At 40.8% G+C, this 12,968-nt stretch carries 15 protein-coding genes; 4 read left to right on the top strand and 11 right to left on the bottom strand.

Translation table 11 applies throughout. The features are described 5' to 3' along the window. The first annotated feature begins 60 nt into the window (after nucleotides 1-60). On the top strand, nucleotides 61-480 hold the full coding sequence (locus MTF66_RS11910) for an MAPEG family protein (protein ID WP_010389742.1): 420 nt from the start codon (nucleotides 61-63) through the stop codon (nucleotides 478-480). A 52-nt stretch (nucleotides 481-532) separates the two neighbouring features. Here the strand turns inward: MTF66_RS11910 and yddG are convergent, their stop codons facing one another. From yddG to MTF66_RS11895, 3 genes are all read right to left on the bottom strand, one after another. Further along, nucleotides 533-1,435 (bottom strand): aromatic amino acid DMT transporter YddG, encoded by a 903-nt coding sequence (gene yddG / locus MTF66_RS11905; RefSeq protein ID WP_248527304.1) that lies wholly within the window; start codon nucleotides 1,433-1,435, stop codon nucleotides 533-535. Nucleotides 1,436-1,618: 183 nt separating this feature from the next. Beyond that, on the bottom strand, nucleotides 1,619-3,466 hold the full coding sequence (locus tag MTF66_RS11900) for an ABC transporter ATP-binding protein (RefSeq protein WP_054200787.1): 1,848 nt from the start codon (nucleotides 3,464-3,466) through the stop codon (nucleotides 1,619-1,621). A gap of 109 nt (nucleotides 3,467-3,575) precedes the next feature. Continuing rightward, on the bottom strand, nucleotides 3,576-4,031 hold the full coding sequence (locus tag MTF66_RS11895) for a phosphate-starvation-inducible PsiE family protein (RefSeq protein WP_008110035.1): 456 nt from the start codon (nucleotides 4,029-4,031) through the stop codon (nucleotides 3,576-3,578). 247 nt (nucleotides 4,032-4,278) lie between these two features. Here MTF66_RS11895 and MTF66_RS11890 point away from each other — a divergent pair, with 247 nt between their 5' ends. Then, a complete protein-coding gene (locus tag MTF66_RS11890) occupies nucleotides 4,279-5,673 on the top strand; it encodes a M28 family peptidase (protein WP_248527303.1) in 1,395 nt (464 codons plus the stop codon). Between the two features lie 121 nt (nucleotides 5,674-5,794). Beyond that, nucleotides 5,795-6,241, top strand: coding sequence for a DUF4826 family protein (locus MTF66_RS11885; RefSeq protein ID WP_008110031.1), 447 nt, complete (start codon nucleotides 5,795-5,797; stop codon nucleotides 6,239-6,241). A gap of 80 nt (nucleotides 6,242-6,321) precedes the next feature. Here MTF66_RS11885 and MTF66_RS11880 read toward each other — a convergent pair whose 3' ends face one another. The 4 genes from MTF66_RS11880 to MTF66_RS11865 are packed head-to-tail and all read right to left on the bottom strand — an operon-like array spanning nucleotide 6,322 to nucleotide 9,232. Next, on the bottom strand, nucleotides 6,322-6,789 hold the full coding sequence (locus MTF66_RS11880) for a glycine zipper 2TM domain-containing protein (RefSeq protein WP_010389747.1): 468 nt from the start codon (nucleotides 6,787-6,789) through the stop codon (nucleotides 6,322-6,324). Nucleotides 6,790-6,804: 15 nt separating this feature from the next. Continuing rightward, complete coding sequence (gene lpoB, locus MTF66_RS11875) at nucleotides 6,805-7,422, bottom strand: penicillin-binding protein activator LpoB (protein WP_010389748.1); 618 nt, start codon at nucleotides 7,420-7,422, stop codon at nucleotides 6,805-6,807. A gap of 11 nt (nucleotides 7,423-7,433) precedes the next feature. Beyond that, nucleotides 7,434-7,859 carry a YcfL family protein gene (locus MTF66_RS11870; protein ID WP_138604884.1) on the bottom strand — a complete coding sequence of 142 codons (426 nt, stop codon included), beginning with the start codon at nucleotides 7,857-7,859 and terminating at the stop codon, nucleotides 7,434-7,436. A gap of 8 nt (nucleotides 7,860-7,867) precedes the next feature. Continuing rightward, complete coding sequence (locus MTF66_RS11865; RefSeq protein WP_248527302.1) at nucleotides 7,868-9,232, bottom strand: adenine DNA methylase; 1,365 nt, start codon at nucleotides 9,230-9,232, stop codon at nucleotides 7,868-7,870. A 196-nt stretch (nucleotides 9,233-9,428) separates the two neighbouring features. Here MTF66_RS11865 and MTF66_RS11860 point away from each other — a divergent pair, with 196 nt between their 5' ends. Further along, a complete protein-coding gene (locus MTF66_RS11860) occupies nucleotides 9,429-10,304 on the top strand; it encodes a DMT family transporter (RefSeq protein ID WP_248527301.1) in 876 nt (291 codons plus the stop codon). Here the strand turns inward: MTF66_RS11860 and MTF66_RS11855 are convergent. From MTF66_RS11855 to MTF66_RS11840, 4 genes are read right to left on the bottom strand one after another with little or no spacing between them, the layout of a single operon-like run. Then, nucleotides 10,291-10,986, bottom strand: a complete 696-nt coding sequence (locus MTF66_RS11855) for a M15 family metallopeptidase (RefSeq protein ID WP_248527300.1) — start codon at nucleotides 10,984-10,986, stop codon at nucleotides 10,291-10,293. The genes MTF66_RS11860 and MTF66_RS11855 overlap by 14 nt on opposite strands. After that, entirely contained in the window at nucleotides 10,986-12,116 is a 1,131-nt protein-coding gene (dapE, locus tag MTF66_RS11850; protein ID WP_054200794.1) for a succinyl-diaminopimelate desuccinylase, read from the bottom strand. The genes MTF66_RS11855 and dapE overlap by 1 nt, the downstream gene beginning before the upstream one ends. After that, a complete protein-coding gene (locus tag MTF66_RS11845; protein WP_248527299.1) occupies nucleotides 12,116-12,460 on the bottom strand; it encodes an ArsC family reductase in 345 nt (114 codons plus the stop codon). The genes dapE and MTF66_RS11845 overlap by 1 nt, the downstream gene beginning before the upstream one ends. Nucleotides 12,461-12,464: 4 nt before the next feature. Then, nucleotides 12,465-12,962, bottom strand: a complete 498-nt coding sequence (locus MTF66_RS11840; RefSeq protein ID WP_248527298.1) for a PTS glucose transporter subunit IIA — start codon at nucleotides 12,960-12,962, stop codon at nucleotides 12,465-12,467. Between the last annotated feature and the right edge of the window lie 6 nt (nucleotides 12,963-12,968).

Here is a 12,968-nt window from a genome sequence, read left to right as displayed (position 1 = left end):
TAAATTTGGCTTAATAGTTGCTGTAACTATTACTCTAATAACAACACAAAGGAAAAAACAATGACCGATATTGCACATTCTGCGTTTGTAGCATTTTATTTATACTTAATTATGATGTTAGTTCAGTGGGCTGTGGCGACGTTTAGTAAGGCTAAACAGCCCGGTGCAGTGCCAGGAAAAATAGATAAAGAGCTATCTCATGAGAGCTTTATATTTAGGGCTCATCGTACTTTTCATAACACCCTAGAAAACAGCGCGTTGTTTATAGGAACGGTTTTATTTGCTTTTGTGATGAATTACCACAGCTCGGTATTTGCAATATGTATTTGGGTATATGTGATTGCACGTTTAATTCATATGGCACTGTATTACGCAATTGCCACCGAGAAAAACCCCAGCCCGCGTAGTTACTTCTTTTTAATCAGTGTGATAGCAAACATTGTGATGTTAGTGCTGTTAGGACTGCGATTAGCTAGTTAAGTAAATGATTAAAGCGAAAAGCAGACAGCCTCTAGCTTTTCGCTTACATATTTTATTGGGCTGGCTTTGTTTTTCGGGTCACAATAAAACAGATTAATGAGCCTAATGTCACTAACACAACGCCTTGCCAGAATGCGCTGGTGAGCGATACTGATAAGTAAATAGCAGCAAATAGTGTTGATAACACAGGGATAAAGTAAGACAAGGTGCCTAACAACACTAGGTTACCGCCAATGATTGCTTGGTTCCATAGTGCGTAACCTCCACCAATAACCACGCCTGCCAATACTAAGGTAAAGCTAGAATCTAGGCTAAACTCAAAGCTGGGTTCATTACTCAATCCGTAACTTATCCATAAAGAGATTGCCGTGGCTGCAAAAAATACACTAATGGCATTTTTACCCTCGCTAAGTTTTACCGTTACACTGCAATACACAGCCCAAATAAACGCCGCTGCAAACGCCATAGAGTAGGGCAATGGGTTGTCACTTATATTATTGGTTAATACTTCCACAGATAAACCACTATCACCTGCAATGCACCATGCAACCCCTAAAAACGCAATCAGTATGCTCGGGTAGACTAATACGCTTACTTTAATGCGGTTAACAATAATCGATAATAAAATGGTTAACGCTGGCCAAAGGTAGTTAATAATCGCCATTTCCAACGCTTGCTGGCGACTATTTGCAAAGCCAAGCGATAAAGCCAAACACATTTCGTAAATCACAAATAAGCTGCCACCAAAGACTAAATAGCGCTTTGGATAATTGTTTAGCCTTGGTACACCCATGACAAACATTAAAAAAATCGCACTGACGCTATAAATTAAAGCGGCACCGCCAATTGGGCTAAATAACTCCGATAAATCACGAACAAAAGCAGTTAAACTGCTCCAAAGTAAAATAGCGAACACCCCATAGAGGGTGTATTTATGTTTGATTAAAAAAGACATGGTGAATTGCCTGATGAATGATAAAAAAATCAGTCGCGAATGTGACATTATAAAAACAGTGAGGCAATAGGTGGGCTATAAAATTCGACTAAAAGGCTATAAATAGCATTTAAAATTAATAATAAAGTTAAATTTTAGTAAACAAGAGCAGGCCAAATGATGACCTACTCTGAGATGGTTTTTTTATTCAATACCAATAAAGCCGCCAGTTTGATGTGCCCACAGTGCAGCGTAAATGCCGCCTTGGGCAATTAACTCATCGTGACTGCCTTGCTCTACAACACCACCTTCATCAAGCACAATAAGCCTGTCCATTTGTGCAATGGTTGATAATCGGTGTGCAATAGCAATAACCGTTTTGCCTGTCATTAAATCATCTAAGCTGGCCTGAATAGCCGCTTCTACCTCTGAGTCTAAGGCACTGGTAGCTTCATCAAGTATAAGAATAGGCGCGTTTTTAAGTAACACCCGAGCAATCGCAATCCGCTGGCGTTGCCCGCCCGAGAGGGTTACTCCTCGTTCGCCCACTTGTGCCTCAAAGCCTTTATTGCCTTTGCTGTCTTCTAAATCGTTTATAAAATCGAGCGCTTTGGCTTGTTTGGTCGCATCGAGCATTTCCGCTTCGGTTGCATCAGGTCTGCCGTATAAGATGTTGTCTTTTACTGAGCGGTGCAGTAGTGAGGTGTCTTGGGTGACCATAGCGATATAGCGGCGAAGGCTTTCTTGGCTTACATCAGTTATATTTTGGCCATCAATACTAATACAGCCTTTGTCTGTATCGTAAAAACGTAGCAACAAGTTAACTAATGTGGATTTACCCGCGCCAGAGCGACCCACTAAGCCAATTTTTTCGCCCGGTTTAATATTTAAGTTTAAACCGTTAATTACTGGACCTCGGTTATTTTCATTAGCGGCTTTACCATAATTAAAGTGTACATTGTTAAAGTCGATTGAACCTTGAGTTACTTTTAAACTATCGGCTTTTGGCTTGTCATCAACCGCAATCGGGTTTGAAAGGGTGCGCATGCCATCGGCTACGGTACCAATGTTTTCAAATAAGCTGCTAATTTCCCACATGATCCATTGGGCCATGCCATTAAGCCTTAACGACAAACTCAATGCTACTGCAATAGCCCCCGCACTAATGGCACTTAACGACCATAAATACAAAGACACTGCTGCCACCGAAAATACCAGTAAATAGTTCAAGCTTTGAATAACCACGTTAAGGCTGGTTACCAAACGCATTTGTTTATATACAGGCTGTAAAAATACATCCATGCTTTGTTTAGCATATTGCTCTTCGCGTTGGGTGTAAGAAAACAGCTTAATGGTTGAAATATTGGTGTAGCTATCAACAATACGGCCGGTCATTTCTGAGCGTGCATCAGCTTGTGAGCTAGCAATGCTTTTTAACCGTGGTACAAAGTAAATTTGCACGCAAATATATAATGCTAACCACACTAATAGCGGCAGCATTAAGCGCCAATCTGAGGCGGCTACTAAAAACACCATTGAGCCAAAATAAACGGCAATGTACATCAATACATCAAGTAACTTAGTGACTGACTCACGCACAGCTAATGAGGTTTGTAACACTTTAGTGGCTATTCGCCCGGCAAATTCATTTTGATAAAAGCTGACACTTTGGCGTAATAAATAACGGTGCGCTAACCAACGTATCGACATCGGATAGTTGCCCAACAGTGCTTGATGTAAAATAGCTGACCTAAAAAATACCACCACAGGCATCACAACCAAAAGCATTAACCCCATTTTTATTAATTCGGATTGTTGCTGCGAAAAAAGTTCTTCAGGGGTGTACTCGCCAAGCCAGTCAACCAGTTGCCCCATGTAACTAAATAAAGACACTTCTAAAATAGCTAATAATGCGGCACTGAGCGACATAAGCACTAAAGACAGTTCCATGCCTTTGGTGTAATGGCGGCAAAAGGCAAATAAGGTATTAGGAGGCTGAGATGGAGAACGCTCCGGGAACGGTTTAGTCATCCGTTCAAATAATCGATACATATTAGAAGCTTATTAAGTATTTATAGAGGTATCCCACTATACCATTGTAAAGCGCAAAGGCGCAGTGGGAATGAGGTATTTAGCTGTTATCTTAAGTTAAGTTAACGATTTACAGTTTTGTATGACCGGTTTTATTTTTTACCAGCCAGTAAGATATACCTAAGGCTAAAGTCACTAATGCAAGGCCAATAATTTGCTCTGAGGTCACTAATTTTAAATCTAAAACAATAATTTTACGCGCCACAGCCATTAGTGCGGTGGCAATGACCAGCTCAACCGGAAGTGAACTGGAGCCTAAATATAAACGAATATTGGTAAATATTTCTACCGCAATAAGCACCACCATAAAAGCACCAAAGGTTTGCAGAATGTCTTCAATGTTTAATAAAAAGTAAGGGGGAGAGCTCAATCGCATATATAAAACATATACTACATCAGCAATACTCCAAAAAATAACTAGCACCATGAGCACCGCTAATATTTTAATAGCAAAGCGAATCGCATGATGTAAATACTGCATAAGCGGGTCAACATGATCCTCAGGTAATTCTTCGTGTTTCTTCATATTTTTACAGCACCTTATTATTTTTAAACAGGGTATATAAAATGATAGCTGATTATCTTTTAATATACGTACAAAACAGAATAAGTGATTATTTTTATTAAACTAGGAACCGAGCAAGCGATAGCTAAACTAAGCGTGTTAATTAAATGTAATTTAACTTGAGGTTTTTAACGTTTATCTCAAATGCATTGCTGTATACCTGCAGAGCTGTCATTTTAAAAACATCAACAATAAGGATTAAACTGCTATGTCAATTTCACCTTTAAAGTTAGTTACTCGGATTATTAAGTATAGTGCGGTTGCATCTGTTTGTAGCGCGTCATTTTATAGTGTGGCGGCACAAACCACACAACAAGCATCATTGCACAATATTGCAGATCAAATTTCAGCGCAGCGTATTAGAGATGATATTCAAACGTTAGTGGATTTTGGTACCCGCCATACTTTATCTGAAACTAAATCGAATACCCGTGGTATTGGCGCGGCAAGACGCTGGATAAAAAAAGAATTTGAAGCAATTTCGGCACAGTGTGGTGGCTGTTTAGAGATACTAGAAGTAAAACAAACCATCTCGGGTGAAAAGCGCATTCCTGACCCTGTGGAAGTGGTTAACATAATTGCGATTCAGCGCGGTAACACCGATCCTAACCGTATGGTGATGATGTCGGGAGATATAGACTCACGCGTTAGTGATGTTATGGATTTTACTAGCGATTCACCTGGGGCAAACGATAATGCATCAGGGGTAGCCGGTGTGATTGAAGCGGCACGGGTGTTATCGCAATATACATTTAATGGCTCAGTGGTATATGCAGCACTCTCAGGTGAAGAGCAAGGTTTATTTGGCGGTAAAATTTTAACTGCTTACGCACAAAAAAATAACTGGCAGGTTCATGGTGTTTTAAATAACGACATGATTGGTAACATTACCGGCATTAATGGCGTAACCGATAACACCACTGCACGTATTTTTTCTGAAGGTACGCGTGTAGTTGAAACTAAAGAACAAGCCCGTACTCGTCGTTTTACTGGCGGCGAAGTTGACTCAGCGAGCCGTAATTTAGCGCGTTACATAGACACCATTGCTGATAAATACATTGAGAACTTAGATACCATGCTGGTATATAGGCTCGACCGTTTTGCACGAGGCGGGCATCATCGTCCGTTTAATGATGCGGGTTTTGCGGCTGTACGCATTATGGAAACCAACGAGCATTATGATCGCCAACATCAAGACCTGCGCACCGAAAATGGGGTAGTGTACGGTGATACTATTGATGGGGTGGATTTTGATTACGCCGCAAAACTTACCTCGTTAAATGCGGTAAGCCTTGCATCAATGGCGTGGGCTCCTGCGCCACCAAAAGAGGTGAAAATTAGTGGTGCCGTACGCGCCAGTACCACTCTTTCTTGGCAGCCAACAGAGGATAAAAATGTAGCAGGCTATCGTATATACTGGCGCTATACTAGTGAACCACAATGGCAATACAGTCAATGGGTTGATAAGGTCAGTGAATTTACCCTAAAAAATGTGGTTATTGATAATTACTATTTTGGAGTTGCTAGCGTGAATAAACAGGGTATTGAGTCGCCAGTGGTATTCCCAGGTGATGCAGGATCGTTTGATCACAACATAAAGTAAGTGTGTTTTGTTTAAAAACCCAGCAAACAGCTGCTAATAAGGTGTTAAGCTCGCTATTTATGCTTGCGCCTTATTTGTTATGCCCTTAAAGTGTAAACAAAGAAGTAAAAAGGTTATTAAAATGCAGCAACAAGAACAAAAACCATTAACACCAGAGCAGCAAGCTGAACTTCAGCAACAAGAAATCCAATGGCAGCGCGAATGTTTTCAAAATGCGCAAAAACATTTAGCTGAAAAAGGCATTATGCCTAAAACCTTGCTTGAAAAAGAAAGCCGTTTTTTAGCACCTTTATGCGCACTTTGGAAATTTAAAGCGCAAAACGGTAAAAGCTATTGGGTGATCACCGGTCGTTTACCAACCGATCATGCTGAAGCGTCTGCAGCAAAAGATGCACGTGATGCCATGCGTTATTTTTCATTGCAGTGGCAGTTAAAGGCCGACCAAATTATTACCGCGGGTGCACGAGATAAAACCCAAGCCGACTTTGCAAACTTACTTATAAACCGTGCTCATGGCTTATATGAAATGCATGAAAATGAGCAGCTTTGGGCAAAAGAACCAGCTTAAAAATAAGCGTAATTACCTTTAAAAAAACCTAACTTAGTTACCTAAGTTAGGTTTTTTTCAATTATGCCGTCAAAAGAATATTAATACGCGCTATCTACTCGCACCGTGTTATTGGTTAAGTAGATCAGGCGAACATTATCCCCTTGGTGAAAACGCATAGCGGGATCGTTGTCTTGTACCACCATAAATTGCTCACCACTTTCTACTTGTATCAGTAATTCAACGAGCTGTGTGTTTTCATAGCGCTGTGTTTGCTGCTGATTATGAGCAACGTTACCACCAATCACCGATCCTAAAATAGTCGCTACAGTTCGACCACTGCCGCCGCCAAACTGGTTACCAATAACACCGCCTAGTAAGGCACCGCCAAAGGTTTTCCAGCCGTTACTTTTGTCTTGTACTAATTGTTGCTCAGTAATAGTGCGCACCGACTTTACTTTACCAAATAGTACTTGCTGTACAGGAACGGCTTTATTTCGTTCGTACTTGGCAAACGTTGGGGCACTTACTACTAATAAAGCGCATAAAATTAAGCTAAGCGTTTTCATAATTCGCTCCTGTTATTACCAACCAAACGTTGATTTTTCACGCGTCTTACGAATTTCAGTTTCGTCAGCCCATTCAACAAGGCCGCTTTGCATATCCATTAAACGCATTGTAAATTTGTAGTACACATCGGCTTTATCTGCATTAGATTTAACAATGCTTGATAGGTTACCGTACAGCATATATTGCGCACCAATTTGCTTACCAAAAGCCACAGCAGTACTTGGGTTGACTAAGGCGTCTTCGTTTTGAAATGTAATTTGCTCACGAACCGCCTCTACACGGGTCATATCAACAAATCTAAATTTGCCGCTACGCAGTAATTGAGTAGAGATTGAGTCGGTGATTGATTCTGTATCTATGTGTTCACTGGTTTTATTTTTAATACGCTCTACAAATACCACAGGGCGTGTATTGGCGGTCATAGTACCAACCACAGGCGAACTAAGCAGAGAGTCGGTCATTTGCGAGGCAACTTTTTGTAAGTCTGTAGAGCCAAAGTTTATATCTGTGGTTTCTACGGCTTGGGCATCACCATAGCTGACAACAGCTTTGTTGGCACAGCCTGCAAGTGTCAGTGCCGCTAAGCCTAAAATTGCATAACTAGACAGTGATTTAAATTGTTTATTGATCATCATGATTTCCTTTAATCTTTAAATTCTTGTGCGTCGGTTGAAACTTCTCTTACAGCTAATGAGAAGGTAACGGCATTAGAGCTAGGTGCTAGTCCTGCAAGCTGAGTTTTAGCAAAGCCAAATAATGTTAGTGCTTGCCACGGTGAGTGGTTGCCTTTAATAACAAAGCCATCTTTATCAAACCAGTTAAATTGATACTGTAAGTATTGCGATTTTTTATAGGTACTCGCTAAAGTAACTACCACGTCGGTAAGGTTATTTGTTTGACGCGTTTTTACATCACTTATTAAAAGCTTTTTAGCTAATTGTGGATTATTTACATTGAGCTGCTCTTTGTAAGCGTTGGCAGTTTGCTCAACCCCAATACCTGAGGTTACAGGTCGGCTGCTACATGCGCTAAGCATAAACAGCGCAATAACGGGAAGTATGTATTTCATGATGGCTCCTAAAGTTGCACTACATGGGAGTTAAAATAGTTATTAACAGAGGTTAGGTAGATTAACGTTAACCCTTGCTTACTAACGGTAAAATTTATTGGCGGTTGTGAGCCAACGTTTAAAGTATGCTCGCCTGCTTTCACTGTACTGCGGGCAAGGCTGATCTGATTAGGCAGGGTGAGCCAACTGCGCGTATCTGCTTGCTCAGATGCAAGATTATACAAATTTGCCAAAATGTTCCCTACATCACCGGCACTGCGCGCAAGCTCTGCACGCATTTTTTCTTTAGCGACAAGACGTAATATTTGCCTTGAAACACGACCAGCTACTTGCTGTTCTAACGTTTTAGCGGCCAGTGCCTCTAAATGCACTAATGGACTTAATGCTAATACTTGGTTATTAACTTTTATATTATTAACGGCACTGCTGTAGGCATTATTAATATAAACGGGCATTGCTAAGCTATAAAAGCGGGCATCCCCCTGCGAAGTATAAATAGGCAATCGTAATTTAAACTCGTACTGTTTTGGTATTAGGCCTTGTTCAAATAATATAACCACTTCGCCTTGATTTTTATCTATAGTGTTTACTTCACCAAACTGTCGCTTAAATTGTTTGTAGTCATACGCAAAGCCTTGCTGCTTGGCAAGGCGCAATATATCTTGCTGTAAGTACTGATTATTAGGTTGTATTTCAAGTGCTTTTTTATAGTCTATGTAGGCATCATCGCCTTGCTTTGCCGTTTCATATAACAACCCTGATAAGTAAAACGTGTACGCATTTTGAAAGCCATTTTTTACCGAGCGAGTTAAATTATCCATGTCTGGGTAGTGTTGCTGTGCTTGAGCAACGGCATTATCAAACTCGCTTTGATTATCGAGTAGTGCATCAACTTGTACTTTATTGGCACGGCGTATTTCAACTAACGCGCTCTCAATATCGCGTTTATAAACATAATTAAGTGCTTTGTAGCTATGCAACATACTCATTTCGTAGGCTGGTGGGATATAACCTATTGCTGAATCGTTAGTTAACAGCGCATTACTTTGTTCAAGCCCTGCACTTACTTGTATTTTGGCTGCTTGGCGCTTTGCTTGCATCTGTTGGTAGACAGTTTCAAAATATGTTTGCGCACTATCTGGATTATTAGCTAAATCAGCAATACGCCCTTGCTCTAATTGGTTCAGTAAATAATTACTGTGGGCTTTACTGTTGGTTTTTATAAGGGTGCGTGCATTTTCAATATTATTATTGCTAATAGCTTGCCTAACAGGGGTGGTGTTTGTGGCATAATCATTAAACAAGTCGTTAAAGCCAATAGTGCTGCAACCACTTACAATAAAGCAAAAACTGAAAATTAAAATGTGACGCACACGCACTCCTTTTATCTATTTTATAAGGTTAACACATGGCTTATAAATGTAGGTGTGAAAGATTGTAAAAAAGCGTAGTGTATAAACATTAAAGCTTTATTATTAAAAAATAACCATATTAACGTTTACAACAATGGACGCTAATTTAATCCGTATATAAATACGGTACATATTTATCAATACGTTAGGAATTTATTTGAAAGCCACTCTGTTTACTATTATCGCGTTAGTTGCCTTTGCTGCCAATTCGTTATTGTGTCGCTTAGCATTAGCTCAAGGTTATATTGATGCGTGGAATTTCACTGTTATACGGCTTCTCAGCGGGGCAGTGTGTTTGGCTATTATTATGCTGCTCTATACAAAGCAATTAAATAAAAAAGCACAATTAAGTAGCTCCGTTATTAACGATATCGGAAGCTGGCGAAGCAGTGTGAGCTTGCTGATATATGCGCTGTGTTTTTCTATAGCTTATATAGAGTTAGATACCGGTATGGGCGCGCTTATTTTATTCTCCGCGGTGCAATTTACCATGATCGGCTGGGGCATCTATAAGCAAGAGCGCTTAACCGCTGTGCAATGGCTTGCATTTATTGTGGCGTTTGTGGCTTTTGTTTATTTAATGCTGCCTTCGCAAACAGCGCCACCGGTAATGGCGGTAGTATTAATGAGCATAAGTGGCGTGGCATGGGGAATATACAGTATTAGAGGCAAAGCGTGTGTGTCACCACTTAGGGCCACCACTTATAACTTTATTCGCAGCTTATTAGTGCTACCTATTTTAATTGTGGTGGGTATGAGCCAGCTTAAAAATGTACGTATGGAAGGGGTGTTACTTGCAATAGCCTCAGGTGCCATCGCATCAGGCGTAGGTTATAGTATTTGGTATGTGGCTATGCCTTTATTAAAAAGCACGCATGCAGCTATAGTGCAGTTATGCGTGCCCGTTTTGGCAGCTATTGCAGGAGCGGTGTTTTTATCAGAAACCTTAACTGTGCAATTTATGCTCCCCAGCAGTATTATTTTACTGGCTGTATTGGTTTTTACGTTAAATAAAAAAACTAACACCGCTTAGCAGGTGGGCTCACATTAAGCACAAAGCGTTCATATAAAGCAGGTAAGTGGGTTAAAATAGCGTCTTTACCTAATAAATCACTCTCTTTAATGCAGTTGTGTAATACCTCAACTGACAGGTGCCTCATAAGCTGCTCTGATTGCGCAATGTGACTAATATGCCAAAGTTCTGGGGCAACACCGCCTAAATCATGCTGATAAGGCCGATAAAATCCAAATTCTGCTAGGTGAGTGTCTAGCCATTGACTCAGTTCGGCAAAAGGCCCGCCATGCTGATATTCATCGGGGGTTAGTTGCAACTCATAATCGTCACTCATTGCGCTTTTATCAAAAATATCTAAGTCAGTGCCTAAATGATGGCGACTTGCCCCTGGCAGTGCAGAGTACAGCATTATGGCGGTACATTTTTCAATATCACTCAGTGAATTTAGTTCAACGGCTTGTTGCGCTTTATTTAACACCACGCGCTTATTTGAAAATTTAGCATTCCAAATAGCCGATTGACGATTAAAATCCCGAAAGCTTGATGCAATACATAAATCAAAGCCAGCGGATGCAGCCGCTGATTGCAGTGCAACAAAGTCGTTGACAATATTGGTATGCAAATAATGGTTTTGTATGGCGACTAAGTGTGCATCACTTTGTCCGGTGATGCATTGTATGAGTTCTTTATTTGCAGTCATTAAGTTAACAGTCGTTCTAATATTTGTTCATAAATATCGGCCAGCGCGATCAGGTCATCTGTGCTAACACACTCATCAACTTTATGAATTGTGGCGTTACGTGGCCCCAGCTCGATTACTTTAGCGCCGGTTTGAGCAATAAAGCGGCCATCTGATGTCCCACCTGTTGTTTCTAAATTAGTGGTTAAGCCAGTTACTGATTTAATCGCAGCGACGGTAGCATCAACTAACGGACCGTGATCGGTTAAAAACGGTAGGCCATTTACAATCCAATTTAGTTCGTAATTCAAATTGTGTTTTTGTAAAATCGCGTTCACTTTTTGTTGCAGCTGCTGATGAGTAACTTCGGTGCTAAACCTAAAGTTAAATTGTACTTCAAGCTCACCGGGTATCACATTACCGGCACCTGTGCCGCCATTAATGTTAGAGATTTGAAAGCTGGTGGCAGGAAAGAAGTCGTTACCCATATCCCACACAGTTTGGCTTAATTCAGTTAATGCTGGCGTGGCTAAATGAATTGGGTTTTGCGCTAAGTGTGGGTAAGCCACATGCCCTTGCACACCGGCGATAGTTAAAAAACCAGTTAGAGAACCACGACGACCATTTTTAACCACATCACCGAGTACATCGCGCGATGAAGGCTCACCAACAAGACACATATCAATTTTTTCACCGCGCTCTTCTAAAGTATCTATTACGCGGGTAGTGCCGTTGATAAAAGGGCCTTCTTCATCTGAGGTAATTAAAAACGAGATAGAGCCTTTATGATCTGGGTGCTTAGATACAAAGCGCTCTGTGGCTACAACCATAGCTGCCAGTGAGCCTTTCATGTCGGCTGCGCCACGCCCATGTAATAAACCGTCTTCAATTAGACCAGCAAAAGGCGGATGCTGCCAATTTTTTTCAGGCCCAGTGGGCACCACATCGGTATGACCGGCAAAACAAAAGTGTGGTGATTGCGTGCCTTTTCGTGCCCAAGTATTGAGCGTGTCAGTAAAAAAGAGTGATTCAATGTCAAAGCCAATTGCACTTAGACGCTCATTCATCATGTGTTGGCAGCCTGCATCTTCAGGTGTAACCGACTCTCGCTGAATTAAAGCTTGGGCTAGGGTAATTACTGGATGGGTCATTATTTAAAGATCTCATCGTATTGTGCTGCTTTAAAACCTAAGTGATATTGCCCATCATTAATAAGAACAGGGCGTTTAATCATTGCAGGTTGTTCAACCAATATATCGATAGCAGTTTGCTTAGTTAAGCTTTGCTTTTGCTCATCCGACAGCGCTCTGTATGTTGTGCCACGTTTATTAACAAGTTGTTCCCAGTCAATATGCTCCGCAAAATCGCTAACCATATTATGATTAACGCCATCTTTACGATAGTCATGGAAAGTGAACGCGATGTCATTATCGCTTAGGTATTTTTTTGCTTTTTTAATAGTGTCGCAGTTGCTAATGCCATAGAGAGTGATCATAAACCTACTTCTTTTTGATAATAGTTAATAAGGTATCTACACCAGCATTGACCTGCGGGTGAGAATAATGAAAAGTGCCTAAGTCGTGGCCATTGAGTATGATAAGGCTGGCTAAAATAGGCGCATCGAGTTCACGCAAATCAAAGTAAGCGAGGCGCTGTCCTTTGGTTATTTTGCTGCCATTAAGCTGAGCAATATGAGTATGCGTGAGAGTTTGAGAATCGGGTACGGCTAAGTTTATTAATACTTTTAAGCCATTTTTAGCTTTTAGAATAAATTCGCACCCGCCGCTTTTAACTTGCAATAAAGTGCCATTAAATGGCGCTAACACTTTATGGCTGGTTAAGCTGACAATAATCCCAGGCCCCAAAGTTCCAAAGCGGAAAAAAGCTTCAGGATGCGCGTCCATCTGCATAACTTTGCCACTGAATGGGCTAGTTATTTGTATCGCGCCTCGGCCAATTTTATTTTTAGTTAAATAGCTAACGTCTTCAGATTTCATTATTAA

The organism is Pseudoalteromonas sp. 2CM39R, from assembly GCF_023161845.1.
The sequence above is the reverse complement of the archived record's forward strand: the minus strand, read 5'-3'. Positions and strand labels throughout refer to the sequence as shown.